The sequence below is a fragment of the Neisseria brasiliensis genome, from assembly GCF_009671065.1.
Lineage (GTDB): Bacteria > Pseudomonadota > Gammaproteobacteria > Burkholderiales > Neisseriaceae > Neisseria > Neisseria brasiliensis.
In genome coordinates this window covers 28,831-52,991 of sequence record NZ_CP046027.1, presented here as the reverse complement: position 1 = coordinate 52,991, position 24,161 = coordinate 28,831, and the positions used below count along the sequence as shown (strand labels likewise).

Here is a 24,161-nt window from a genome sequence, read left to right as displayed (position 1 = left end):
CGGCCTGTTGTTGCATTTTTTATCGATAACCGTTAAGCTAAATCCGCTTGATATTCAAAGGAGAACATTATGCTGGCAGTAATCGGCGGAAGCGGCTTTACTAAGCTGCCCCAATTGAGCATAACCAATCGCCGAATTGTGCGCACGCCTTATGGTTTGACCAGCAGCCCTTTGCTGTTTGGCAAGCTCGGCAGCCAAGACATTGTGTTTTTGGCGAGACACGGTTTTGGCCACACCATCGCCCCGCATGAAATCAATTATCGCGCCAATATTTGGGCGTTGCATTCTATTGGTGCGCAAGACATCATTTCCGTAGCTTCCGTAATCAGTATCAATGAAGACTTGGAAAGTGGCAGCTTGGTGATACCGCATGATTTAATCGACTACACCCACGGCCGTGGTGCTACTTTTTTTGAAGGGCAGGAACAACCGGTTGTCCACACCGATTTCACCTCGCCTTATACCCAAAGCTTGCAAGCAAAAATAATTGCACATGCGCAAGCACATGACACGCCGGTTTACCGCAAAGCCGTGTATGGCTGTTTGCAAGGCCCACGCTGGCCGACCCGTGCCGAAATCAACCGCTACCGTCAAGACGGTGTCGATGTGTTGGGCATGACTGGTATGCCCGAAGCCATTTTGGCGCGCGAATTAGACATGAATTATGCCCATTTTTGCGGCATCATCGGCATGAGCTGCATTGGTGAGGGCGCGAGTCAAGATGGTTGCGTGATCGAATCGCACCAATCTATTGAAAAAATCCGCCGTTTACTGGTTGATTTGTAAATCAGTTTTAGGCCGTCTGAACATTTATCATTGATTTAATCCGCAGGCCGTCTGAATGTTTCAGACGGCCTGCTTCAAGTAAAAGAGAACAACACATGAGCGAATCTACTTTAGCCACCATCACCATCGGTTTGGTGTCCACCAGCGACCGCGCCAGCAGCGGTGTGTATGCCGATGAAGGCATTCCTGCACTGAAGGATTGGCTGCAAAGCGCGGTAAAAAATCCGATTGATTTTGTCGAAGCCTTGATTCCTGATGAGCAAAGCGAAATCGAACAGGCTCTGAAAAACATGGCCGATGCGCATCAATGCGATGTCGTGTTCACCACCGGCGGCACAGGCCCAGCGCCAAGGGATGTCACCCCCGAAGCCACCTTAAATGTGGTTGAAAAAGAAATGCCCGGTTTCGGCGAGCAAATGCGCCAAATTAGCTTATATTATGTGCCGACTGCCATTTTATCGCGCCAAACCGCCGGTATTCGTGGCAAAACTTTAATCGTCAATCTGCCCGGTCGCCCCAAAGCCATCGCCGAAACACTGGGCGGTGTGCGCGATGAACAAGGTGAAATTAAAGTGCACGGCTTATTCAGCGCAATTCCGTATTGCGTGGATTTAATCGGTGGCGCATTTATCGAAACCGATGCCGCAGTGAGCAAAGCGTTCCGCCCGAAACAGAAATAATCAGAAAAGTCTCTCGAAAGGCCGTCTGAAAAGCGTGAATTGAAGTGCAGATTCACGAAAAAAACGTTACAATACGCGTTTGCCATCCACATATCTTTATTGAGTTGTTATGTTCCATTCCGTTGAAAAATATAAATTGCCTGCCCAGATTTTATTGGGTTTGATTGCGTTGACCTTTGTCGGTTTCGGTGTGAGCACGGTTGCTGCGCCGGGTTCGGATTATATTGTTAAAGTTGGTGATCAGAAGGTGAGCGATCACGCTTTAAACGTGGCCATGCAGAATGCGCAGGCTGCAGGTGGCAATGAATCACGTGATGCAGTGTTCCAATCTTTGCTGCAACGCGCCTATCTGACCCAAGGTGCGAAAATGATGGGCATTGCGGTGTCGCAGGAACAAATCAAACAAATCATTGTGGATGACCCAAGTTTTCACGATGCCAGCGGCAAATTCAGTCAAGCGATGCTGACGCAGTATCTTGACCAGCGCCGCATGAGTGAAGACCAATTTGTCGATGAAATCCGTGAGCAATTTGAATTGCAAAATCTGCTCAACTTGGTTCAAAACGGCACCATCGTCAGCGATGCGCAAGCGGCGCAATTGGTAAATCTTACTCAAGCTACGCGCACGGTGCGTTCGGTGACTTTTAGCCCGGAAATGTTGGCCGGTCAAATCAAGGTTGACGATAAAGCGGTGCAAGGTTTTTATGATGCCAATAAAAAAGATTATGTGATTCCGCAAGCAGCCAAAATCGAATATGTGGCTTTGGATGCCAATGAGTTGGCGGCCAAACAAAGCGTGAGCGAAGAAGAAGTACGCAAAGCATTTGATGAGCAAGCCGCAGCGGCTCCGGCCGACAACAAGCCAGTTTTCGAGCAGGAAAAAGCCCGCATTGAAAACGAATTGAAGCTGAAAAAAGTTTCCGGCGAATTCAACAAGCTTAAAGAGCAATTGGCTGAAGAAGCATTCAATAATCCGAATAGCCTGACTGAAGTCGCCAAAAAACTGAACCTGAAAATCGAAGTGCCTGATGAATGGTTGACCCAAGCCAACGGCAAGGCGGCCGGTATGCCGGATGAGCTGATTGCGGCGATTTTCAGCGAAGATGTTTTGCAGAAAAAACACAATTCCGAGCCGATTACCGTTGCGCCGGATGTGGTGTGGGTAGTTCGCGCCAAAGAAGTGCGTGAAGAGAAAACCGCACCATTTGAAGAAGTGAAAGAAGAAGTGCGCTCGGCTTATTTGCTGACCGAAGCGCGTAAAATGGCCGAGAAAAAAGCCGATGAAGCTTTGGCTGATTTGAAATCAGGGCAGAAAACAGCAGTGGAATGGTCGCCGGTTTCTGATTTGAATGCCCAGCAAGCGCGTCAATCTATGCCGCCTGAAGCCTATGCGGAATTGTTGAAAGCGCGTCCGGCTGAAGACAAACCGGCTTATGTGAAGCTCGAAGGCTTGCCGGTTCCGGTGATTTTGGAAGTGCAGGCCATCAAGTCGCCGGAAAATGTCAACGAGCAATTGCCGGCAGCTAAGCAGGCTGTGGTGCAGCAGCAAACTGCCAATGTGTTTGACCAATTGTTGCAATACCTGAACAAAAAAATCAAACAAGAGCAAGGCGCTCAAAAAGTGAATCCGACAGAATAACGGATGGATTCAGACGGCCGGTGTTCCGGCCGTTTTGTTTATTAAGATTCATGGAAAGCGGCGAGGCCGTCTGAACAATATGAGTAAACAACCCGACGCATTCGGCCGATTGATTAATGCCTTGAAAGTGCTGCCCAATGTCGGCCCCAAATCCGCGCAGCGCATGGCGCATCAATTATTGCAACACAAGCGCGAAGAAGCGCAAGAATTGGTTGATGCCCTGCAACATGCGCTGAAACAAGTACACCATTGCCGCTTGTGCAACACGTTTACCGAAAACGAGATTTGCGACATTTGCGTCGATGAAAGCCGCGACAAAAGCCGCCTGATGATTGTGCATATGCCGGCGGATGTGTCGAACATGGAAACCGCGCATTGCCACGATGGTTTGTATTTTGTGCTGATGGGGCAGATTAGCCCGGCGCAAAACATGGATATCTCGGCGATTGCTTTGGATAAGCTGATTGAGCGTTTGCAGCAAAGTGAAATCGATGAAATCATCATCGCCACCAACTTCACTGCAGAAGGTGATGCCACAGCCTATGTGTTGTCGGAATTATTTAAAAACTTGCCTTATAAAATCAGCCGATTGTCACGCGGCATTCCGCTGGGCGGAGAATTGGAATATGTCGATGCGGGCACCTTGGCGCAGGCGGTGTATGAGCGGCGCATGGTGAAAGAATAAAAGAACAAATATGCAAAAGGCCGTCTGAATTTTCAGACGGCCTTTGATATTGGAAGCAGATTATTTGCAGTTTACGCCCTGAATTTTTGGGGCATCGCCTTCGCCTACTTTAAAAGTGCATTTGGTGCTGCCGCTGCCGGATACGATGACATTGCCACCTGAACGGGTGAGGCTAACCGGTTCTTTCACGCCCATGCCCAAGGCAGTGGCGGCTAATTGCTGAACGTGTGTATCAGAGTAAGGTGTGTTGTTGGAAGCAATTTTAACTTCTTTAGCGGCATACGCATTCACGCTGAACGCTAAAGCAGCAGCGGCTACGGATAAAGCTAAGAGTTTTGTGGTTTTCATTGGATATTCGTCCTTATTGATGGCACCAAGCAGGTACCGTTGAGGCTAGGATAAAGCCGATTTGCTGCAAATGCAAATTTTTCGGCGGATTTTACCGAAATTGTGGTTTACAAGGTCAGTCTTTACAGTTGTTTTTTATGCCGTAGGCGTTTCAGACGGCCTGCACGTTTTACGGTACAATACCGCTTTTATTGTAAAACGAAGGCGCTTTAAATAAATGGCTTCTTTAGAATCTTGGATCGGCCTGCGTTATCTGCGGGCGAAAAAACGCAACGGATTCATGTCGTTCATCACCATGATTTCGATTGCGGGCATCGCATTGGGCGTGACCGCGCTGATTGTGGTGCTGTCGGTGATGAATGGCTTTCAAAAAGAAATCCGCGGGCAGTTGTTAAACGTCGCACCGCATGCCGAAATCGGTTATTTCGACAATGGCAACGGTGCCGAATGGCAGGATTTGCGCCGTTATATTAAAGACAAAAAAGAAGTCTTGGCCAGCGCGCCTTATGTATCCGACCAAGCCTTGTTGGCCAATTCGGGTGAAGTGCGCGGTGTACAGATTCGCGGTATTTTGCCGTCTGAAGAAAAAAATGTGGTCGATTACGGCAAAGACATGCCGGTCGGCAGTTTCGATGATTTGAAACCGGGCAGCTTCGACATTATTTTGGGCGAAGGCTTGGCACAGGCGTTGGGCGCGGAGCCGGGTGGAAAAGTGACGGTGATTACACCTGAAGGCAACGTCACGCCGGCGGGTGTGGTACCGCGTTTGAAGCAGTTTAACGTGGTCGGCATTGTCAAAACCGGTGTGTATGAAGTGGATAACTCACTGGCAATGACGCATATTCAAGATGCGCAGGTGTTGTATCGCTTGGGCGATGGTGTCGGCGGTTTGCGCCTGAAACTGGCCAACCCGCAAAATGCACCTGACTTTATCGCCAACCTGATTCCGGCAGCCGAGCAGCAAGACGTTTGGGTGCGCGATTGGACGTTTAGCAACCGCAGCTATTTTGAAGCGGTTGAGTTGGAAAAACGCATGATGTTCATCATCTTGACGCTGATTATTGCTGTGGCCGCGTTTAATTTGGTGTCGTCATTGGTGATGGCGGTGACCGAGAAGCAGGCCGATATTGCGATTTTACGCACTTTGGGTTTGTCGCCTGCCGGTGTGATGAAGATTTTCATGGTGCAGGGCGCGTTTGCCGGCTTTTTCGGCACCTTAATCGGCGTGGTCTGCGGCGTGTTGCTGGGCTGGAATGTCGGCAAAATCGTGGCATTCTTTGAAAAACTCTTCGGCGTGCATCTGATTAATTCACAAATTTATTTCATCGATTACCTGCCAAGCGATGTCAACATGAAAGATGTAGCCGTGATCGCTTGTATTTCTTTGGCTTTGGCCTTTATCGCCACGCTGTATCCAAGCTGGCGCGCGGCGAAAACCCAACCTGCGGAGGCTTTGCGCTATGAATAATATCGTGTTGAAATGTGAGAACGTCGGCAAAAGCTACAAAGACGGCGCGCTGAACGTGCAGGTATTAAACGGCTTGGATTTGGAAGTGGCGCAAGGTCAGAGTGTCAGCATTATTGGTTCGTCAGGTAGCGGCAAATCAACGCTTTTACACATTTTGGGTGGCTTGGATATGCCGTCTGAAGGTCGTGTAACCTTGATGGGTCAGGATTTGGGGCAAATGAGCCAAAAGCAGTTGGGCTTGTTGCGCAATCAATATTTAGGCTTCGTGTATCAATTCCACCATCTTCTGCCTGAATTTTCTGCTTTGGAAAATGTGATGATGCCTTTGCTCATCGGCAAAAAAACAAAAGCCGAAGCTGAAGCACAAGCGGCGGTGATGTTGGAAAAAGTCGGTTTGAAACAGCGTATGCTGCATCGCCCGAGCGAATTGTCAGGCGGGGAGCGACAACGTGCCGCCATTGCCCGTGCGCTGGTGACGCAGCCGAAATGTTTGTTGGCCGATGAGCCGACCGGTAATCTCGACCGTAAAAATGCGCAAAACGTACTCGACATGATGCTGGATTTGAAAAACGAACTCGGCACCAGCCTGATTGTGGTCACGCATGACGATGAATTGGCTGTGCGTTTCGAGCGCGTGATGACCATGCAGGACGGGCGTTTGCAAGACAAATAATCCGTATGGCAAATAGATGTAAAACGGTATAATAGGCCGTCTGAAAGTGTGATGTTAAACTTTCAGACGGCCTTTGACCTTTGTAAAACCCTATCTTTGGCACATTTTTCGTTGTGTGCTGCTCGAAAGCTTAGTCTTTTTGTGATATGTCTGCGCTTTCTGCGCTGCTACAACTTTAAACTGTACTTAAATTTAGGGCTTTGCAAAGGTCTCAGTTTATTTCGTGAGAAAACAAAATGAATGCGCCCATCGATTTGAACCAAGCAGCGGCCTTGGCTGCAACCCAGTTTTTGCAACACTACGCGCCCGAAGATGCGGTGGTGGTGACCCCTTATGTTGAAGCCTTGTTTAGCGCGCTGCAAAGCGGGCATTCGTTTATCTGGGTCAGCGATAAAGAAGCGGCAGCCTTGAAACGTGCTGTTTTGGTGGTGGGCACCGATGGTGAAACGCCGCTGGTGCTGAACGGGCGGCGTTTGTTTTTGGGCAGGCTTTGGCAGTTGGAACACGATTTAGCGGTTGAAATCAAGCGGCTGGCCATGGCCTCTGTTGATGATGTTGATTGGCTGCAGGCTTCGCAAAATCTGCAAAACTGGTTTGCCGAAATAGGCAGCGAAGGACAGCGCGATGCCGCCGGTTTGGCTTTGCTGCAAGCGTTTATGCTGATTACAGGCGGGCCGGGCACCGGTAAAACGACCACGGTTGCCAAATTATTGGGTTTGATTTGCGATAATGCCACCAGCTTACCGCGCATTGCCTTGGCTGCACCGACAGGCAAAGCAGCCGCGCATATGGCACGCGCGCTGCATCGTGCTTTAGATCGCTTTGATTTGCCTGAACGTATTAAGCAACACTTGTTGCTTTTAGAAGGCCAAACCGTGCATCGCCTATTGAAGCTGCGCCCACCGCAAATGCAATCGGCCTTTCATGCAGAACAGCCTTTGCCTTTGGATGTGTTGGTGGTGGATGAAGCATCGATGCTCGATTTATCGCTGTTGTTGCAATTGCTCAAAGCCATTCCGAGCGGTTGCCGCGTAATCTTTTTGGGGGATGAATTTCAATTGCCGTCGGTTGGTGTGGGCGCAGTATTGGCCGCCTTATCGCGCGAAACCGTTTTGGATGAAGACACTCATCGCCGTTTAAGCGAATATTTGCCGCAGCATACATTTAAAGTTGCCGAACATCCGCCGGCTTTATCGCAAAACATCGCCCATTTGCAGGTTAGCCACCGTTTTGGTACGGATAGCGGCATCGGTTGCTTGGCGCGGGCAGTGGTTTCAGGTGACAGTGAAACAGCGTGGGCGCAGTTTGAACGCTTTCCCGATGAATTGCAGGTATTGCATGCCGACATGAAGCATCAAGCCGAATACTTGTATCACAAGCATGAAAAATACTGGCAGGCAGTTGAAAGCGGCAATGTGGCACTGGCATTTGGCCATGCAGCGGATGTGGTGGTGTTAACGGCTTGGCGACAAGATGCGGAAAACTTTAATCAGGCTTATTTCCGCCATTTACAGGCTAAACAGCGTATATCGGGCGATATGCCATGGTTTGCCGGACAAATGATAATGATCACGCGCAATGATTATGCGTTAGATGTGTTCAATGGCGACATCGGCTTGATTATGCCGGATGGCGAATCAGCTAATGGCTTGGCGGCGTATTTTCCGTTTGCAGACAGTTTCAGAAAAATCCCAATCAGTCGGCTGCCGGCTTTTGAAACAGCATTTGCCATGACCGTGCATAAAAGCCAAGGTTCAGAATATCGGGAAGTGTGGTTGCTGCCGCCGAGTATTGATATGGCCAATGAAAGTGATGACGTGTTAAACAGCTTAAATAATGCGCTGTTGTACACAGGTATCACTCGTGCGCAGAAGCGTTTTGTGTTTTGGGGCAACAAAAAAATCTTTGAATGGGCAGTAAAAACCCAGAAAAAGCGTCAAACAGCCTTAGATGAAATAATTAATGCCTTGTTTTAAAATAAATTAAATAAAACTACATTATATTTCTTTTTTGCTGATTTATAGTAGTTTTGCATAAATTTTTAGCGAAATGCCGTTCAGGTGGTCTACCGTAAAGTTGACTTTCATCAAATTAATCGGTTTATTTTTTAATTCATGTAAAATTTTATTGATGTAATACAGTAAACTACATAGCATTATTGTCACATTAGTTACATAATTTAATATGTTGCGTGATATAACACGGAAAATTTTTAAGCATGTAACTGAGTAACACCGATGTGGTTGGCAGTTGGTTCAACCACATTATCCATAAATTGTTGTCGCTTGTTTTATTTCAAATCTGGCCACAACAATCAAAACAAAACGGTTGTTTACTGCTTCGATAAATTGGAGATTTGCATGAAAATTCAAAAAACTTTTGCTGTTGTTTGTGCTGCTTTAGCTGCTGCGCCTTTTGCTGCGGCCAATCCCGCCGATAGCGAGCGTGATGCCGTTGCGTTATCGACCACCGGTGATTATGTGAATTCCGGCAGTATTATTCGTAAAGATGACGATAAAATCAGCATTTTTAATGATTTGCTGACTGTAAACGGCGCTTTCCGTGTGCGCGTTGACAGTGAAGATACCAGAGCCAACAACAGTGGCGTAAATCCGACTCCGGAGAATACACACAGCGAATTTAACGCTGAATTTTGGGTGCGTGCAAATCTGTATAAAGACTGGAAAGCCGTAGCGCAAATTGAGCCAAACATCGATTTGGAAACCGGTAAATTCCGTGGCGACCATGATGTGCCGGTGAACAAACTCTATGCTGAAGGTACAGTTTACAATTTTGGCGACCACAGCATCAAAGCACGTGTGGGTAAATTTGGCGCATTCTCTTCATACGGCCGCGTTTGGGATACCGAAGTAACCGGTGCTGAATTGTTCTTTGATAACAAAGTATTGCCAACTAAAGTGAGCGCAGGCCGCCGTACCGGTTACTTTAACGACAATATCTGGGGTATAGGCGGCCGTCGCAAACATTTCGCTTCGATTCAAAGCACTTACCCGGTGAATGAAAACATCAATGTCGGCGCAACTGTCAGCTACATGAAAGACGTAGACATTGGCAATCGTCATGATGCCAAAAATGCCGTATTCGGCGAATTGGGTACCGACATCAAATTCAACGATGATTGGCGCTGGATGGCTGCGGTCAGCAAATCCAACATCAAAGCCTACAACGATGTCGGCCAAAAAATCAAAAATGACGGCGTATTTACCGAAGTTCGCTACAAATTGGCGGATTGGGATGTGCGCAATTCGTATGACGTGTTCTTGAACTACCGCCGCGTGGGTTCGCTGTCGGGCGTGTCTTCGGTTGAAGACTACAGCAAAAACGTTCAAGGCGTTCAATTGGGTGCAACTTACATTCCTTGGAAAAACTGGAAAGTAAAAGGCTTCTACCTGCACGATAAACAAGTTACTGCCACTGTTGGCGGCGACAAACAAGATGTGAATGTGGTGCGTGGCCAAGTAGAATATAAATTCTAATTTTTTCTTAGCATACATTAAAGAGGCCGTCTGAATTTTCAGACGGCCTTATTGATATGTATTGACCAAGCAATAGTAGGTCGGATACTTGTATCCGACATTTCTAAAATGCCGTCTGAAAGATAATAAAACTTTTCAGACGGCATAAGAGCTTCCCCTTTACTTTTTGCCACAATCATCGCACGTAAATTAGGCAGTAAGCGTAGGTCGGATACTCGTATCCGACATTCTCAATGCCGTCTGAAAGATGATAAAACTTTTCAGATGGCATAAAAAGTTCCCCGTGCTTTTTGCCGCAATCATCGCACGAAAATTGACCAAATGGTTTTTGTATTTTTCTTTGCTGGCAATCAGTTTCTACCTAGCGGCCTAATATTTTCAAATTTTCCTGAGCCATTTTATCCATAAGCCGACTAGCCTTACAGTGCGTTTAAGATTGTCGGATACAAGTATCCGACCTACATTTTTTAGGATGTTCAAACGCTTGTTTTTCTTATATTTAAGGCCGTCTGAAATTTCAGACGGCCTTGTTAATATTAGGTTTACCAAGTATCGCGTTTAACTTTATCCAATTGTCGGCGGTCGCGTTTCGTCGGCCGGCCGTCAGGGTAGGCGGCGGTAATGCGGCTGGCCTGATCCAGCAGCTTTTGGTTTTCGCGCTCGGTGGCTGTTTTGGTATCTTCTTGATAGAGCAATCTGGCTTCCGGCGCAGGGCGGCGTTGGTGATTGAGCGCCAATACTTTGAATTTATAAGGCAGTGAATTTAAGGTCATGTTGATGGTGTCGCCAACCACGATGTATTTGCTGTTTTTCACTTTGGCACCGTTTACCTGAATGCGGCCAAGCTCGATGTGTTTTTGTGCCAGTGCACGGGTTTTGAAAAAGCGCGCGGCCCACAGCCATTTATCCAGGCGCATGGTGTGATTGTCTTGTTCGTTTTTCATAAGCGTGTCAGAAAAGATTTGAATTGATTCTGAGTTTATCATAAGATACGCCACCTGATGTATTAGTGTATCTATACTAAAAATCAATCAGGCCGTCTGAAAATCATGGGGAAGCCCTGATTTTTACCAAAATGCTGCATATTTTTTGTGCAAACTGCTGCTAAAATTGCCTGATTAGCGTATGATTGCAGCAGAATCTTATTCATGAGAGCTTCATCGTATGAAACCTGTTTTTTTAGATTTCGAACAACCTATTGCTGAGCTGACCAATAAAATCGACGAGCTGCGCTTCGTTCAAGGTGAGTCGGCTGTTGATATTTCAGACGAAATTTCCCGCCTGCAAAAGAAAAGCAATGATTTAACCAAATCTATTTTCAGCAAGCTGACACCTGCCCAGATTTCACAGGTTTCACGTCACCCTCAGCGTCCTTACACCTTAGATTACATCAACGCGATTTTTACCGATTTTGAAGAGTTGCACGGCGACCGTCATTTTGCCGACGATTATGCCATTGTGGGCGGTTTGGCACGTTTCAACGGTCAAAGCGTGGTGGTCATCGGTCACCAAAAAGGCCGTGATACCAAAGAAAAGATCCGCCGCAATTTCGGTATGCCGCGTCCTGAAGGTTACCGTAAAGCCTTACGCCTAATGCAAACTGCTGAAAAATTCGGTTTGCCGGTGATGACTTTTGTTGATACGCCGGGAGCTTATCCGGGCATTGGTGCGGAAGAGCGCGGCCAATCAGAAGCCATCGGCCGCAATTTATACGAATTAACCCGCTTGCGTGTACCGGTAATCTGCACCATTATCGGTGAAGGTGGTTCGGGCGGTGCATTGGCGATTGCCGTGGGCGATTATGTGAATATGTTGCAATACTCGACTTATTCGGTGATTTCACCGGAAGGTTGTGCATCGATTCTGTGGAAAACTGCTGAAAAAGCCGCCGATGCCGCACAAGCTTTGGGTATCACTGCCAAGCGCTTGGAAGAGTTGGACTTAATCGACCGCATTATTGACGAGCCTTTGGGGGGCGCACATCGGGATACGGAGGCAGTGATGTTGAGTGTGAAACATGTTTTGGAAGAGCAATTGCGTGATGCGCAAAGCATTCCGATGGCAGATTTATTGACTCGTCGTTTCGACCGCATCATGGCATACGGTAAATTCACCGAGAAATAATTTTTGTAATTATGATTATCATGAAAACAAGCAGGCTAGTGCCTGCTTGTTTTTGCATTTAGGCCATCTGAAAACAATGGAATTGGAAAATGGATTTATTAGCTTTATTGGCAGCAGCATTACCGCAACCAAGCAATAAATTGAGTATTGAGGTGGGCTTAAGCGGCGGATTGGATTCGGTAGTCTTGCTGCATTTGCTGGCTCGTTTGCGCGAACAGAAAAATTTTAGGCTCAATGCCGTACACGTCCATCACGGTTTAAGTCCGTTTGCCGATGAGTGGACAGCGTTTTGCCAAGTATTGTGCACCCAATTGAATGTTGATTTGCGCATCGCCAAAGTGACCATTCATGCAAAAGGAAAAGGCATTGAAGCGGCGGCAAGAGCAGAACGCTACCGTGTATTCTCAGACGGCCTGTGTGATATTTTGGCTTTGGCTCATCATCAAAACGACCAAATCGAAACCTTTATGCTTGGAGTAGCCCGCGGTGGTGGAGTCCGCTCACTCGCCGCCATGCCGAAATGGCGTGATTTAAACCAAAGCATCAAAATTTGGCGGCCGCTTTTAGATGTGCCAAGAGCTGTTTTAGAACACTATGCTGTCGAGCATGACTTAGCTTATGTGACAGACGAAAGCAACCAAGACGCCAGCTATTTGCGCAATTGGATCCGCCACGAAGCTTTGCCGCAATGGCAGCAGAAAGTGCCGAATATTCATCAGCAAATTTTGGCCAATGTACGCAGTATGCAAGATGATTTGGCTTTGTTGAACGAAATCACGCAAGATGATTATCGCTATATCCTTTCAGACGGCCTGTTTCAGGTTGGCCGGTGGCGTGGGTTGAGTGATTTGCGTCGTCGTCGCGTGTTGCATCATTTTTTTCAAGTTCACGAAATCCGTTTGCCGTCGCATAAAACTTTATCCGATATGGCCAGAGTTTTACGGGAAGCGGAATCTGCGCAATGGCAGTTTGATGATAAATCCGTCGATTTTTACCGGGATGTTTTGTATATCAGAGCCATGGCAACAGAGCATTATCCATGGGTGTCCCATGAAGGGGGGCATCGAGGCCGTCTGAAAGATATCTTGTTAGAAAATGGGTTTATTTTAAAACCACATAAATTTGGATTGAGCGAACAGGTATTAATGGATGTAGGTGTGCTTCGTAACATGACCAATAAAGATGTAATAAAGTCGATGTTTGGTCATAAATCAGTTAAAAAAATATTGCAAGAATGTTATGTTTTGCCGTCTGTCAGACAAGTTTGGCCAATTATTACACGTCCTGATAATGTATCGTTAGCAGTGGCCAATTTACAGGTTAATCAGGATTTTCAGGTTAGTAATGGATTTTTGCCTGTTTATAAGCCGTTTATAAAATATATCGGGAAACCAAATATATTAGAAACATTGTTAAGCTAGAGCAGTATGAAGCCCTTCGTTATTGAAAGAACTCAAAAAGCCTTTACATCATGTAAAGGCTTTTTTATTTTCAGACGGCCTCACCATGCCGTCTGAAAGCAGCTATAATGCACGGCATGAAACTGATTACTTCTGCCCAAAATGAGCAGCTCAAGCATTTGGCCAAGCTGCTTTCCCAATCCAAAGCGCGCCGCCAACACGGGCAAACCGTATTGGAAGGCGTGCATCTACTGCAAAGCTATCTTGATGCGGGTGGCAAACCCGTGCAGGTCTATTTGCCTGAATCCAAAGCCAATCATCATGAAATCCGCCGTTTGGCCGAAGCCATTCCGGTCAACCTGATGACGTGGGTCAGCAATGAAGCCTTATCCAAAATCACCAGTCTGACCGATTCTGATGATGTGATGACCTTAATCGATATTCCGCATCAACCAGCATGGCCGAAAGAAGGCGATTGCGTGGTGTTGGAATGCGTGCAAGATCCTGGCAATGTCGGCACCATCATCCGCAGCGCTGCAGCTTGCGCTGTGCCACATTTAATACTCAGCCAAGACAGCGCAGATGTGTGGTCGCCAAAAGTATTGCGAGCGGCAATGGGCGCGCATTTTTTGCTGAACATCCACAGTCGCGTGCCAATGATGCAATGGCTGGCAGAATATCAAGATACGGTTTGGGCAACCGCCTTGAGTGAGCACAATAATTTTAATCTTTACGACATGAAACTGCACCAACCGGCCGCTTGGGTATTTGGCAACGAAGGCAGCGGTGTCAGTGCGGAAGTGTTGGAAAAGGTGAGTGCCAGCGTCAAGATTCCGATGCTGGGGCAAACCGAATCGCTGAATGTCGCCATGGCGGCTACTGTCTGCCTGTTTGAGCAGATGCGCCAAAGAATACACCATTAACGGTTTAGGCCGTCTGAAAATATTGAAAAGGAACCTCCATGCAAGTAAGCACTTTTGACGAAGCCTCACGCAACCGCCTGATTGAGTTGCTCGATGCCAAATCTTTAGAACACAACACCATGCGCTGCGACGAAGTGCAAGGCTTTATGATGGCCTTGTTGAGCGGCCCTGATGCCTTGAATCCAAACGACTGGTTGCCGGAAGTGTTGGGTGATGAATCATTGTTTGAAGCCAAAGAGCGTACCGAAGTCGAGCGCTTGGTATTGGCTTTGGCGATGGACATGCGCAGCCAATTGGCGGATAAAAAACTGCCGGATTTGTGGCTGTATGAAGACGATGCGGGCAATCCTGATTTTTACACATGGTGTAACGCTTATCTGTATGCCCTAGATGTGGTGCCGACCGATTGGTTTGAAGCGGTCAACCAAGAAGAATTTGAAGATTTGTTCTACCCGATTATGGCGCTGGGCGGCATTTATGACGAAGAAGAAAATGGCGAAGTAATTCTGCATTTGACCGACAAAGAATTGACCGAGCTGGAATCCGACCTGCCGCATGTATTGCTGGATATCTACAGCTACTGGCAAGCCGTGATTAATAAACCGCAAACCGTGCGCCGCGAAGGTGACAAAATCGGTCGCAACGATCCTTGCCCCTGTGAGAGCGGTAAAAAATACAAAGCCTGTTGCGGTAAAAACTAATTGATTTTTAATAGAAAAGGCCGTCTGAAAAATTTCAGACGGCCTTTGTTGTTGATTTAAAATAGATTAAAACAGGCTGACAATCCACACGGTCAGTAAAGTCAAGATAATCGCCAATGCGCAGCCGACTTTGGCAACCGTGCCGATGATGAAGCCGATAAAAGTGCCGATGCTCACTTTACCTGCCTGCCACATATCTTTGCGGGTCAGAAATTCGCCGATGCCCGCACCCAATAATGGGCCAAACAATAAGCCAGGCAAGCCTAAAAATGCACCGACCACACCACCGATAAATGCGCCCCAAATGGCTAATTTACTGGCACCGGTGTATTTCGCCCCCAGCATCCCTGCTACATAATCCATCGCCGTACCGATGACGGTAACGATGCCCAAAAATACCAATGTCGTGGTACCGAAAATTTGATAATCGTTAACATGCGCCAGCAACCACGCGCCGCCGAACATCAGGCCCAGCCCCGGAATGGCAGGGTAAATCGTGCCGAGCAGGCCGACGAGAATCAGGATTAAAGATAGGGTGATTAAAGCAGCAGTCATGCGTGTTCCTTAAGGATAAGTGTGTGTTATATTCAGACGGCCTATTGTAGGGTAAAGCCTTGCATTACAGGTTAACACTTTGCAAAAATATCAAAATCCGGGCAAATACTGTCCGGATTTTGAGTTTAGCCTATCAAGAGCCGCAGTTTTTCGGTTTGCTGGCCAAAATATTAATCACTTTGCGGCTGGGCTTTTCCGTTTCGATTTTGACTTCGCTGTCATCTTCATCATCGAGGCCGTCTGAAACAAAACGTTCAGGCACGGTTTCGCTGTCAAATGCCAAATCGCCGCCGTGTTTCAAGCTCTGGCCGCGTTCCAAACCGGCAAAATCGAACAATTCAGGGTCGGCCAAATGCGACGGCACCACGTTTTGCAGCGCAGAAAACATCGATTCAATACGGCCGGGGAAGCGTTTATCCCAATCGCGCAGCATATCGCCGATCACTTGGCGTTGCAGGTTGGGTTGCGAGCCGCACAAATTACACGGAATAATCGGGAATTGTTTCAATTCGGCGTATTTAATCAGGTCTTTTTCTTTTACATACGCCAGTGGGCGAATGACGATATGCTCGCCATTGTCGCTGACCAATTTAGGCGGCATGGCTTTGAGTTTGCCGCCATAGAACATATTCAAAAACATGGTGGCCAAAATATCATCGCGGTGGTGGCCAAGTGCGATTTTGGTGCAGCCCAATTCTTTTGCCGTGCGATACAGAATACCGCGGCGCAAACGGCTGCACAGCGAGCAGGTGGTCTTGCCTTCTTCAAGCACGCGTTTCACGGTGGAGTAGGTGTCTTCTTCGACAATTTTGTAATCGACACCAATGCTTTGCAGATACTCCGGCAACACATGCTCTGGGAAACCGGGCTGCTTTTGGTCGAGATTCACGGCGACCAAATCAAATTCAATCGGTGCACTGGCTTGCAGTTGGCGCAAAATATCCAACAGCGCATAGCTGTCTTTACCGCCCGACAAGCAGACCATAATCTTGTCGCCCGGCTCAATCATATTGAAATCATTAATCGCCGCGCCGACCGCATGGCGCAAGCGTTTGTTGAGTTTGTTGTTTTCTAATTCTTGTTTGGTTTTTTTGGACATGGTTTTATGGGGAAATAATGGAAACATTCAAGCGCGTATTTTACCTGAAACTGCGCTGCGATGTTTTATTGATTCAGATGATTCAAATGGATAGGCCGTCTGAAGATTTATCTATTCACTCAACAAATACGCAATCGCTTTAGCCATACGCTGCGGCACTTGCTCGAAGTAGCCGCCGCTGTTGAGCTCAAATGCGGTATCAATGCCTTGCTGCTGCCAGTTGGCTTGCGTGGCGCGTGTGGCATCTTCCACAACACTCATGCGCGGATTTTTGGTGTTTTTCTCTTTATCGCCGACTGAAAAATAGGCTTTTTGCGGCGGTGTTTGTAAGCTGTGTTCGGCCACAAATTCTGACCAACTGTCGAACCACAGCGAGCCGGAAACCGAAGCAATACGGCTGAATGGCGTGGCCTGATAAGCGGAATACGCCGCAAACAAACCGCCTAAGGAATAGCCAATTAAGGCTGTCCATTGCGGTTGCAAAGAAAATGATTGGGTCGCTTCGGGCAAGACCGAATCAATCAGCCAGCACAAATAGTCGTCTGCGCCGCCGCTGAAATCAGGTGCTTTTTTAAACGCAGCCGGTGCCTGCCATGGTGTGAAAGCATGTTCCCAATTGGGTTCGTCGATGGACACTAAAAGGGCTTGGTCTGCAATCAAGGCGGCTAAATCGTTGGCTTCTTCTTGGCTTAAAAAAGTTAAGAACAGCGGCGTATTTGCTTGGCTGCTTAAGTAAACGGAAACTGTTTTATCGTTGAGATGAAGAAGTTGTTTGTTCATGAAATACCTTGAATAAAATGCCGTCTGAATGTTTCAGACGGCCTCCTATTAATTCACAGCGTTTTTCTTACCGAAATACACAAAACCAACCGCACCCAACACAATCATCGGTACGCTCAGCCATTGTCCCATTGACAAGCCCAACGTCAATAAGCCCAAATAATCGTCGGGTTGGCGGGCAAATTCGGCAATGAAGCGGAAAAAGCCGTAGCCGCCCAGAAATAAAGACGCCACTTGTCCGGCAGGGCGCGGCTTTTTAGAAAACACCCACACCAAGATAAACAGGCAAATGCCTTCCAGCGCGAATTGGTAAAGCTGCGAAGGATGGCGCGGCAACATGCCGAATCGGTTGAGCCATTCTGCCCATTGCGGATTGTGCGCCGCGGCTTCCAAGTCTTCGTAACGGGCTTGCGGGAAGCCCATCGCCCAGAAAGCGCTCGGGTCGGTGACGCGTCCCCACAGCTCGCCGTTGATGAAGTTGCCGATGCGGCCGGAAGCCAAGCCCAGCGGAACCAGTGGCGCCACAAAATCCATGGTTTTCCACACGCTGATGTTGTGTTTGCGGCTGAAGAGCCACATTGCCACGACCACGCCCAAGAAACCACCGTGGAACGACATGCCGCCTTCCCACACTTTGAGCATGCTGATTGGGTCGGCCAGATAGTCGGACAATTTGTAAAACAAAATATAGCCCAAGCGGCCGCCGAGAATCACGCCCAAAATGCCCCAAGTGAGAAAGTCATCCAGCATTTCTTTGGTGAACAAAGTGTTGCCTTGTGCAATGCGGCGACGACCCAGCCAGATAAACAGCACAAAGCCGACAATATAGCTTAAGGCATACCAGCGGATGGCCAACGGGCCTATGCTGATGAGTACAGGGTCAAACTGGGGGTGAATAATCATGGGGAATCCTTAAATAAATGCAGATAAAGGCTGAGACCTTTGTAAAATCCCCATCTTTGACACATTTCTTCGTTATGCGCTGCTCGAAAGCTTGCCTATCTTTGTGATATGTCTGCGCTTTCTGCGCTGCTCTCACTCCGAACTGTACTCAAATCTGGGGTTTTGCATAGGTCTCAGGCCGTCTGAAAAAATGTCTCGCTTTCAGACGGCCTTTTAATCATTAAAATACTTAGCGCAAATCGCCCGATACATTCCAAATTGCCGAAACCATCGCTTCGCCCAAACGCAGCGAGCGTTGGCCGTTCCAGCCGAAATCGTCGTCAGGCAGGTTGTTGTTGTCTTTAAACGGCATTTCCAGCGTGTAAGCCAAGCATTTGAATTGCTCGCCGACCCATGACGTGGCCATGCTCAAATTGGCTTGGCCGGCTTCGTCTTTCGGATAGCCGATTTCGTCTTGGAAATCCGGGCTGGCGGCGAGCAGAGCTTGTTTGAACTGGGTTTCCAACGCGGCAATGCGTTCGTTATAGCTCGGCACGCCTTCGGTACCTGCCACGAACACAAACGGCAAACCTTCGTCGCCGTGAATATCAAGGAACAAATCCACGCCGGTTTCACGCATTTTTTCGCGCACCACATACACTTCTGGGCTGTGTTCCATGCTTGGATTTTGCCATTCACGGTTCAAATTAGCACCGGCGGCATTGGTGCGCAGGTTGCCCAATACCGAGCCGTCAGGATTCATGTTTGGTACGATGTAAAATGTGGCACGGTCGAGCAGGGCGCGGGCGGTTGGGTCTTGCGGGTCGAGCAGACGGCCTAAAAAGCCTTCGACAAACCATTCCGCCATGGTTTCGCCCGGATGTTGGCGCGCGATAATCCACACTTTCAAATCGCTTTCGACTTGGTTGCCGATGGTCAGCAAATTGATGTCGCGACCTTGCACGGTGCTGCCCAAATCATCGATTTGACACAAGCCGCTGCCTTGGGCGTCGCCCAATAAGTTCAAATGCTGCTCGTGTGAATAAGGCTCGAAATAAGCGTAATACACACTGTTGGACAAAGGCGTGTGGTTGATGGTCAGCACGCCGTTTTCATAATAAGTCGGCACGCGGAACCAATTTTGGCGGTCGTAAGAGGCGCAGGCTTGGTATTCTTCCCAGCCGTCGGGATAAGCCGCTTGAGCCGCATTGTCGAAATGCATCACGCAATTTTGATACGCTGCGCCTTGCAGACGGAAATAAAACCATTGTGCAAAATCGGCGGCATTGTCGGGGCGAAGCGACAGGCGGATATTGCCCGGGTTGCTTAAATCGTTCACAATCACCGAACCGGCGTCAAATTGGCTGCTGATTTTCATCATGGGGGATTCCTGTGTGGAATAGAAGTTTAATAGCCCGTTATTCTAAAACATTTCAGGCAAATCATAAATCCTTTTACGTTTCGGCTTGTTTCAGACGGCCTTTAGTATTAATATTCCAAAATTAAAATTGTTAACAATTAAAGAGTAGATTCATGAGCGATATGAAACACATTTCCGCCGCCGACAAAGCCGCGATTTTATCCGAAGCCCTGCCGTATATCCGCCGCTTTTCCGGCTCGACCATCGTGATTAAATACGGCGGCAGCGCCATGACCGAACCGGCCTTGAAAGAAGGCTTTGCCCGCGACATCGTGTTGCTGAAACTGGTGGGCATCAACCCCGTGATTGTGCATGGCGGCGGCCCGCAGATTAACGATATGCTCGAGCGTGTCGGCAAAGAAGGCGTGTTCGTACAAGGCATGCGCGTGACTGATGGCGAAACCATGGACATCGTTGAAATGGTGTTGGGCGGTCATGTCAACAAAGAAATCGTGTCAATGATTAACACTCATGGCGGCAAAGCTGTCGGCGTGACCGGTCGCGACGGCCATTTTATCAAAGCAAAAAAACTGCTCATCAACACCCCTGAAAACCCGGGCGTGGACATCGGCCAAGTCGGTGAAGTGGAAAGCATCGACACCACACTGATTCAAGGCTTGATCGACAACGGCCAAATCCCTGTGGTTGCCCCGATTGGCGTGGGTAAACGAGGTGAAGCGTTCAACATCAATGCCGACTTGGTGGCCGGTAAGTTAGCGGAAGAGCTCAACGCCGAAAAACTTCTGATGATGACCAACATCACCGGTGTGCTGGATAAAGAAGGCAATCTTTTGACCAACTTGACCCCGAGCCGCATTGATGAATTGATTGCCGACGGCACGCTTTACGGCGGTATGCTGCCGAAAATCAGCTCGGCAGTAGAGGCTGCAGTTAACGGTGTGAAGGCTACACACATCATCGATGGCCGAGTGCCAAATGCGTTATTGCTGGAAATCTTTACCGATTCCGGTATCGGCTCAATGATTTTGGGCGCGGATAAGGCGTAAGTGAAATTAATAAAATCAAGGCCGTCTGAAAATTATTTTTCAGACGGCCTTTTGTATTTTAAGGCATTATTTGTGCAAACCACATTCTTTGCTGTCTTTGCTTTCCCACCACCAGCGCCCCGCGCGGATGTTCTCGCCTTCTTTTACCGGGCGGGTGCACGGTTCGCAGCCGATGCTCGGGTAGCCTTGGTGATACAAATCGTTCAGCGGCACATCATGTGATTGCGCATACGCCCACACATCTAATTCTTCCCAATCAAAAATCGGGTTAAACTTAGCGATATTGCGGCCTGAATCATGCTCTTCAAAATTCAATTCACTGCGCGTATCCGACTGGCTGCGGCGTTGACCAGTGAGCCATGCGGGCGCGTTGCCCAAAGCGCGGTTGAGCGGTTCGATTTTGCGGATATGGCAGCATTGGCGGCGTAATTCTACGCTGTCGTACATGGCGGTGGTGCCGAATTGCGCTTCAAAAGCTTGCGCATTGGCTTCAATCGGGTGGAATACTTCCAGTTCGGTTTGATAACGCGCATTGGTGGCGGCAATTAAGGCTTCGGTTTCGGGATTGAGTTTGCCGGTGTTGAGTGTGATGATGCGGATAGGCAGTTTCAGACGGCATATCGCATCGGTAATCACCATGTCTTCAACCGCCAAGCTGGAAGCAAACACAGATTGCGGAAAACGTTCGGCAATTTCTTGCAGACGTTGCTCTAAAGTGGTGGTGGGTTGGGGCAGGCGCTGGCGCTCTTCGGCGGTTACTTCGGGAATCTTCCAGAAGCTCGAACGGAAAAATGAAGTCATGGCAGGTGTTCCTTATTGTGTTTCAGACGGCCTTTTATGATTTAAGGCCGAGGCCTTTGCAAAACTTCAGATTTGAGTACAGTTCGAAGTTAGAGCAGCACAGAAAGCGCAGACATATCACGAAGATAGGCAAGCTTTCGAGCAGCGCATAACGAAGAAATGTGCCAAAGATGAAGATTTTGCAAAGGGCTCGGGCTGTCTGAAATTATTGTCATACCCTCATTGTCCGCCTGTCGCAAAGCGAAAGGAAAGAATGCTTTTCTATTTCTTTATAACCAAAGTGATTGCTGCTGGTTTTTCGGCAATAAGTGGCTGACGCCGATGCCGATTAAGCGAAACGCATCTTCCGTTTGCGGCGGCACGCGTTCGACCAAGGTATGCGCGGCTTTGAGTAGGGCTTGGCGGTCGGGCAGCACCGAAGAGTAAGTCTGCGAACGGGTGATGATACGGAAATCATGGGTTTTGAGTTTGAGCGTCACGCCTTTGACATCGACATTTTTACGCTGGATTTGTTGCCATAAATCTTCGGCCAAATGCGGTAAGTGTTCGATCGTTTGCGCCAGCGATAAATCTTCCGGCAGCGTGATTTCGGTCGAAATCTGCAAACGCTCGCGGCTGGCTTTCACCGGCCGTTCATCCACCCCGCGTGCCAAATCATAAAGCCGGTAGCCGTAGCGGCCGAAATGGTTTAAAAGTTCGCCACGCTCGAAGCGGCGCAAATCACCGGCAGTTTGCATGCCCAGCGACTGCATTTTTTTCAACGTGACTTTTCCCACACCCGGAATTTTGCCCAGCGGCAGCGTTTCCAAAAAAGCCTCGATTTTTTGCGGATGCAGCACAAATTGGCCGTTGGGCTTGCGCCAATCAGACGCAATTTTGGCGAGAAATTTGTTGGGTGCAATACCTGCGGAAGCAGTCAGCCCCGTTTCGGCAAAGATTTCGGCACGGATTTTTTCGGCGATTTCTCTGGCGTAGCGGATATTTTGTTTGTTGACTGTCACATCCAAATACGCTTCATCCAAAGAAAGCGGCTCGATTAAATCGGTATGCCGTCTGAAAATCGCGTGAATCTGCGCGGATACCTGGCGGTAAAGCTCAAAATGCGGCGGAATATAGACAGCCTGCGGGCAAAGCCGTTTGGCCGTCGCCACCGACATCGCCGAATGCAAACCGAATTGCCGCGCTTCATAAGAAGCCGCACAAATTACCGAACGCGCGCCATCCCAAGCCACTACCACGGGCTTGCCTTTCAGGTGCGGCTGTTCGCGCAATTCTACCGAAGCGTAGAACGCGTCCATATCGATATGGATGATTTTGCGGTCGGACATTTAAATCCTAAAAAACAGAAAGCATTATTTTAACGGAAAACAAGCAGCAAAAGGCCGTCTGAAAACGCAAATCCATTTTCAGACGGCCTGTTTTTACACACATCAAATTTTATTTCTTAGGCGACAGTTGATCCACCAAACCGCCGTCGGCAAAATATTTCTTCATGATGTCTTCCCATGCGCCGAATTTTTCGTTTGGCGTGAAGGTTTCAATAGCCGGGAAATCGGCTTGGTGTTTGGCCAAAACATCGGTATTGCGCGGACGCAGGTAAAGCTTGGCTGCCAATTCTTGTGCCGGTTCGCTCCACAGATATTCCAAATATTCTTTGGCAGCTTCCTGCGTGCCTTTTTTCTCTACGACAGAATCAACCACGGCAACCGGGCTTTCCGACAAAATGGTGTAGCTCGGGTAAACGATTTCAAATTGGTCTTGGGTCAGTTTTTTGCTGACGTGGTTGGCTTCGTTTTCAAACGTGACCAATACATCGCCGATGTTGCGTTGGCTGAAGGTGGTGGTGGCTGCGCGGCCGCCGTTTTCAAATACGGGCGCGTTTTTCAGGAAAGCTGCGACAAATTCGTTGGTTTTGGCTTCATCGCCGTTGTTTACTTTCAAGCCGTAGCCGTATGCGCCCAAGAAGGCATAGCGGCCGTTGCCGGTGGTTTTCGGGTTGGCCAAGACAATTTGCACGCCTTCTTTGGTTAAGTCGCTCCAGTCTTGAATCTGTTTCGGATTGCCTTTGCGCACCAAGAAGACGGTGGTGCTGGTAAACGGCACGGCGTTATCCGGCAGGCGTTGCGTCCAGTCGTTTTTCACCAAGCCTTTTTGCTCGAGCAATTCGATGTCGGACGTTTGGTTCATGGTCACCACATCGGCTGCCAAACCGTTGGCCACAGACAAAGCCTGTTTGCTTGAGCCACCGTGTGACTGCTGCACATCAATCTCCGCGCCATTGTGTTTGGCTTGGTATTCTTTGATAAACAGCGGGTTGTATTCTTTATAGAAATCGCGTGCCACATCGTAAGACACGTTCAACAGGGTAATGCCTTTGCCATTGGCAGCAGGTGCAGCAGCATTGCCGTCGGCGGCTTTTTCTTCTTTCGGGGTGCAGGCGGTTAAGGCTATGGAAGCTGCGATGGCAGCAAGGGTGAGGTTACGGATGGTCATGTGTTGGCTCCTTCAATCGATGGGCGTACTTTATACCGCCTGATTGAACATGAGAAATAATGTTTGATTTGATGGTTATCAGTTTTGGTTATAAGTAGCAGGCCGTCTGAAAGGCTTTCGGACGGCCTGAGATATCTACAAAATCTGATGAAAAATTAATAAAAACTAAAACCGCTGTCATTCCCGCGTAGGCGGGAATC

General features: G+C 48.3%; 23 protein-coding genes. 13 read left to right on the top strand and 10 right to left on the bottom strand.

Annotation, left to right across the window (positions count from 1 at the left end; all coding sequences use genetic code 11):
* Positions 1-69 precede the first annotated feature (69 nt).
* The 4 genes from GJV52_RS00300 to recR all read left to right on the top strand — a co-directional run bounded on the left by GJV52_RS00300 (position 70) and on the right by recR (position 3,790).
* Positions 70-786, top strand: a complete 717-nt coding sequence (locus GJV52_RS00300) for an S-methyl-5'-thioinosine phosphorylase (RefSeq protein ID WP_095503196.1) — start codon at positions 70-72, stop codon at positions 784-786.
* Between the two features lie 95 nt (positions 787-881).
* Positions 882-1,466: a molybdopterin adenylyltransferase gene (mog, locus tag GJV52_RS00295; protein WP_100563357.1), complete on the top strand. Its 585-nt coding sequence runs from the start codon at positions 882-884 to the stop codon at positions 1,464-1,466.
* Between the two features lie 109 nt (positions 1,467-1,575).
* Entirely contained in the window at positions 1,576-3,105 is a 1,530-nt protein-coding gene (locus GJV52_RS00290; protein WP_100563359.1) for a SurA N-terminal domain-containing protein, read from the top strand.
* A 79-nt stretch (positions 3,106-3,184) separates the two neighbouring features.
* Positions 3,185-3,790 (top strand): recombination mediator RecR, encoded by a 606-nt coding sequence (gene recR, locus GJV52_RS00285; protein ID WP_100563361.1) that lies wholly within the window; start codon positions 3,185-3,187, stop codon positions 3,788-3,790.
* A gap of 60 nt (positions 3,791-3,850) precedes the next feature.
* Here recR and GJV52_RS00280 read toward each other — a convergent pair whose 3' ends face one another.
* Positions 3,851-4,138, bottom strand: coding sequence for a hypothetical protein (locus GJV52_RS00280; RefSeq protein WP_100563363.1), 288 nt, complete (start codon positions 4,136-4,138; stop codon positions 3,851-3,853).
* 217 nt (positions 4,139-4,355) lie between these two features.
* Here GJV52_RS00280 and GJV52_RS00275 point away from each other — a divergent pair, with 217 nt between their 5' ends.
* The 4 genes from GJV52_RS00275 to GJV52_RS00260 all read left to right on the top strand — a co-directional run bounded on the left by GJV52_RS00275 (position 4,356) and on the right by GJV52_RS00260 (position 9,776).
* Positions 4,356-5,606: a lipoprotein-releasing ABC transporter permease subunit gene (locus tag GJV52_RS00275; RefSeq protein ID WP_095503191.1), complete on the top strand. Its 1,251-nt coding sequence runs from the start codon at positions 4,356-4,358 to the stop codon at positions 5,604-5,606.
* Positions 5,599-6,279, top strand: coding sequence for a lipoprotein-releasing ABC transporter ATP-binding protein LolD (gene lolD, locus GJV52_RS00270; protein ID WP_100563365.1), 681 nt, complete (start codon positions 5,599-5,601; stop codon positions 6,277-6,279). The genes GJV52_RS00275 and lolD overlap by 8 nt, the downstream gene beginning before the upstream one ends.
* 236 nt (positions 6,280-6,515) lie before the next feature.
* Positions 6,516-8,255: an exodeoxyribonuclease V subunit alpha gene (gene recD / locus GJV52_RS00265; protein ID WP_100563367.1), complete on the top strand. Its 1,740-nt coding sequence runs from the start codon at positions 6,516-6,518 to the stop codon at positions 8,253-8,255.
* Between the two features lie 384 nt (positions 8,256-8,639).
* The gene (locus GJV52_RS00260; RefSeq protein ID WP_100563396.1) at positions 8,640-9,776 is read left to right on the top strand and encodes a hypothetical protein; all 1,137 of its coding nucleotides are present in this window, start codon (positions 8,640-8,642) and stop codon (positions 9,774-9,776) included.
* 542 nt (positions 9,777-10,318) lie between these two features.
* On the opposite strand, the gene GJV52_RS00255 is transcribed toward GJV52_RS00260, so the two are convergent.
* A complete protein-coding gene (locus GJV52_RS00255; protein ID WP_095503187.1) occupies positions 10,319-10,720 on the bottom strand; it encodes an RNA-binding S4 domain-containing protein in 402 nt (133 codons plus the stop codon).
* Positions 10,721-10,940: 220 nt separating this feature from the next.
* Between GJV52_RS00255 and GJV52_RS00250 the strand changes: the two genes are divergently transcribed.
* The 4 genes from GJV52_RS00250 (at position 10,941) to GJV52_RS00235 (ending at position 14,924) form a co-directional block, all read left to right on the top strand.
* On the top strand, positions 10,941-11,900 hold the full coding sequence (locus tag GJV52_RS00250) for an acetyl-CoA carboxylase carboxyltransferase subunit alpha (protein ID WP_095503186.1): 960 nt from the start codon (positions 10,941-10,943) through the stop codon (positions 11,898-11,900).
* Positions 11,901-12,106: 206 nt separating this feature from the next.
* Complete coding sequence (gene tilS / locus GJV52_RS00245; RefSeq protein ID WP_229439450.1) at positions 12,107-13,321, top strand: tRNA lysidine(34) synthetase TilS; 1,215 nt, start codon at positions 12,107-12,109, stop codon at positions 13,319-13,321.
* A gap of 116 nt (positions 13,322-13,437) precedes the next feature.
* Positions 13,438-14,223: a TrmH family RNA methyltransferase gene (locus GJV52_RS00240; RefSeq protein ID WP_095503211.1), complete on the top strand. Its 786-nt coding sequence runs from the start codon at positions 13,438-13,440 to the stop codon at positions 14,221-14,223.
* Positions 14,224-14,261: 38 nt separating this feature from the next.
* Positions 14,262-14,924 (top strand): YecA family protein, encoded by a 663-nt coding sequence (locus GJV52_RS00235; RefSeq protein WP_095503184.1) that lies wholly within the window; start codon positions 14,262-14,264, stop codon positions 14,922-14,924.
* A gap of 66 nt (positions 14,925-14,990) precedes the next feature.
* Here the strand turns inward: GJV52_RS00235 and GJV52_RS00230 are convergent, their stop codons facing one another.
* The 5 genes from GJV52_RS00230 to GJV52_RS00210 all read right to left on the bottom strand — a co-directional run bounded on the left by GJV52_RS00230 (position 14,991) and on the right by GJV52_RS00210 (position 19,621).
* Positions 14,991-15,479, bottom strand: coding sequence for a DUF456 domain-containing protein (locus GJV52_RS00230; protein WP_095503183.1), 489 nt, complete (start codon positions 15,477-15,479; stop codon positions 14,991-14,993).
* Positions 15,480-15,612: 133 nt separating this feature from the next.
* Positions 15,613-16,578: a tRNA 2-thiocytidine(32) synthetase TtcA gene (gene ttcA / locus GJV52_RS00225; protein ID WP_100563398.1), complete on the bottom strand. Its 966-nt coding sequence runs from the start codon at positions 16,576-16,578 to the stop codon at positions 15,613-15,615.
* A 111-nt stretch (positions 16,579-16,689) separates the two neighbouring features.
* Entirely contained in the window at positions 16,690-17,358 is a 669-nt protein-coding gene (locus GJV52_RS00220) for an alpha/beta hydrolase (RefSeq protein ID WP_100563372.1), read from the bottom strand.
* Between the two features lie 48 nt (positions 17,359-17,406).
* The gene (lgt, locus tag GJV52_RS00215; protein WP_095503181.1) at positions 17,407-18,261 is read right to left on the bottom strand and encodes a prolipoprotein diacylglyceryl transferase; all 855 of its coding nucleotides are present in this window, start codon (positions 18,259-18,261) and stop codon (positions 17,407-17,409) included.
* A gap of 229 nt (positions 18,262-18,490) precedes the next feature.
* Positions 18,491-19,621 (bottom strand): M14 family metallopeptidase, encoded by a 1,131-nt coding sequence (locus GJV52_RS00210; protein WP_095503180.1) that lies wholly within the window; start codon positions 19,619-19,621, stop codon positions 18,491-18,493.
* A gap of 152 nt (positions 19,622-19,773) precedes the next feature.
* On the opposite strand from GJV52_RS00210, the gene argB reads away from it, so the two are divergent.
* The gene (gene argB, locus GJV52_RS00205; protein ID WP_100563374.1) at positions 19,774-20,667 is read left to right on the top strand and encodes an acetylglutamate kinase; all 894 of its coding nucleotides are present in this window, start codon (positions 19,774-19,776) and stop codon (positions 20,665-20,667) included.
* A 66-nt stretch (positions 20,668-20,733) separates the two neighbouring features.
* Here argB and GJV52_RS00200 read toward each other — a convergent pair whose 3' ends face one another.
* The 3 genes from GJV52_RS00200 to GJV52_RS00190 form a co-directional block, all read right to left on the bottom strand.
* The gene (locus tag GJV52_RS00200) at positions 20,734-21,468 is read right to left on the bottom strand and encodes a phosphoadenylyl-sulfate reductase (protein WP_100563376.1); all 735 of its coding nucleotides are present in this window, start codon (positions 21,466-21,468) and stop codon (positions 20,734-20,736) included.
* 269 nt (positions 21,469-21,737) lie between these two features.
* Positions 21,738-22,796, bottom strand: coding sequence for a DNA polymerase IV (gene dinB, locus GJV52_RS00195; RefSeq protein WP_100563378.1), 1,059 nt, complete (start codon positions 22,794-22,796; stop codon positions 21,738-21,740).
* A gap of 109 nt (positions 22,797-22,905) precedes the next feature.
* Positions 22,906-23,961 carry a sulfate ABC transporter substrate-binding protein gene (locus GJV52_RS00190; protein ID WP_100563380.1) on the bottom strand — a complete coding sequence of 352 codons (1,056 nt, stop codon included), beginning with the start codon at positions 23,959-23,961 and terminating at the stop codon, positions 22,906-22,908.
* Between the last annotated feature and the right edge of the window lie 200 nt (positions 23,962-24,161).

Coding starts and splice junctions, on each gene's coding strand:
- GJV52_RS00300 (WP_095503196.1), top strand. CDS start 70: ATGCTGGCAGTAATCGGCGGAAGCGGCTTTACTAAGCTGCCCCAATTG.
- mog (WP_100563357.1), top strand. CDS start 882: ATGAGCGAATCTACTTTAGCCACCATCACCATCGGTTTGGTGTCCACC.
- GJV52_RS00290 (WP_100563359.1), top strand. CDS start 1,576: ATGTTCCATTCCGTTGAAAAATATAAATTGCCTGCCCAGATTTTATTG.
- recR (WP_100563361.1), top strand. CDS start 3,185: ATGAGTAAACAACCCGACGCATTCGGCCGATTGATTAATGCCTTGAAA.
- GJV52_RS00280 (WP_100563363.1), bottom strand. CDS start 4,138: ATGAAAACCACAAAACTCTTAGCTTTATCCGTAGCCGCTGCTGCTTTA.
- GJV52_RS00275 (WP_095503191.1), top strand. CDS start 4,356: ATGGCTTCTTTAGAATCTTGGATCGGCCTGCGTTATCTGCGGGCGAAA.
- lolD (WP_100563365.1), top strand. CDS start 5,599: ATGAATAATATCGTGTTGAAATGTGAGAACGTCGGCAAAAGCTACAAA.
- recD (WP_100563367.1), top strand. CDS start 6,516: ATGAATGCGCCCATCGATTTGAACCAAGCAGCGGCCTTGGCTGCAACC.
- GJV52_RS00260 (WP_100563396.1), top strand. CDS start 8,640: ATGAAAATTCAAAAAACTTTTGCTGTTGTTTGTGCTGCTTTAGCTGCT.
- GJV52_RS00255 (WP_095503187.1), bottom strand. CDS start 10,720: ATGAAAAACGAACAAGACAATCACACCATGCGCCTGGATAAATGGCTG.
- GJV52_RS00250 (WP_095503186.1), top strand. CDS start 10,941: ATGAAACCTGTTTTTTTAGATTTCGAACAACCTATTGCTGAGCTGACC.
- GJV52_RS00240 (WP_095503211.1), top strand. CDS start 13,438: ATGAAACTGATTACTTCTGCCCAAAATGAGCAGCTCAAGCATTTGGCC.
- GJV52_RS00235 (WP_095503184.1), top strand. CDS start 14,262: ATGCAAGTAAGCACTTTTGACGAAGCCTCACGCAACCGCCTGATTGAG.
- GJV52_RS00230 (WP_095503183.1), bottom strand. CDS start 15,479: ATGACTGCTGCTTTAATCACCCTATCTTTAATCCTGATTCTCGTCGGC.
- ttcA (WP_100563398.1), bottom strand. CDS start 16,578: ATGTCCAAAAAAACCAAACAAGAATTAGAAAACAACAAACTCAACAAA.
- GJV52_RS00220 (WP_100563372.1), bottom strand. CDS start 17,358: ATGAACAAACAACTTCTTCATCTCAACGATAAAACAGTTTCCGTTTAC.
- lgt (WP_095503181.1), bottom strand. CDS start 18,261: ATGATTATTCACCCCCAGTTTGACCCTGTACTCATCAGCATAGGCCCG.
- GJV52_RS00210 (WP_095503180.1), bottom strand. CDS start 19,621: ATGATGAAAATCAGCAGCCAATTTGACGCCGGTTCGGTGATTGTGAAC.
- argB (WP_100563374.1), top strand. CDS start 19,774: ATGAGCGATATGAAACACATTTCCGCCGCCGACAAAGCCGCGATTTTA.
- GJV52_RS00200 (WP_100563376.1), bottom strand. CDS start 21,468: ATGACTTCATTTTTCCGTTCGAGCTTCTGGAAGATTCCCGAAGTAACC.
- dinB (WP_100563378.1), bottom strand. CDS start 22,796: ATGTCCGACCGCAAAATCATCCATATCGATATGGACGCGTTCTACGCT.
- GJV52_RS00190 (WP_100563380.1), bottom strand. CDS start 23,961: ATGACCATCCGTAACCTCACCCTTGCTGCCATCGCAGCTTCCATAGCC.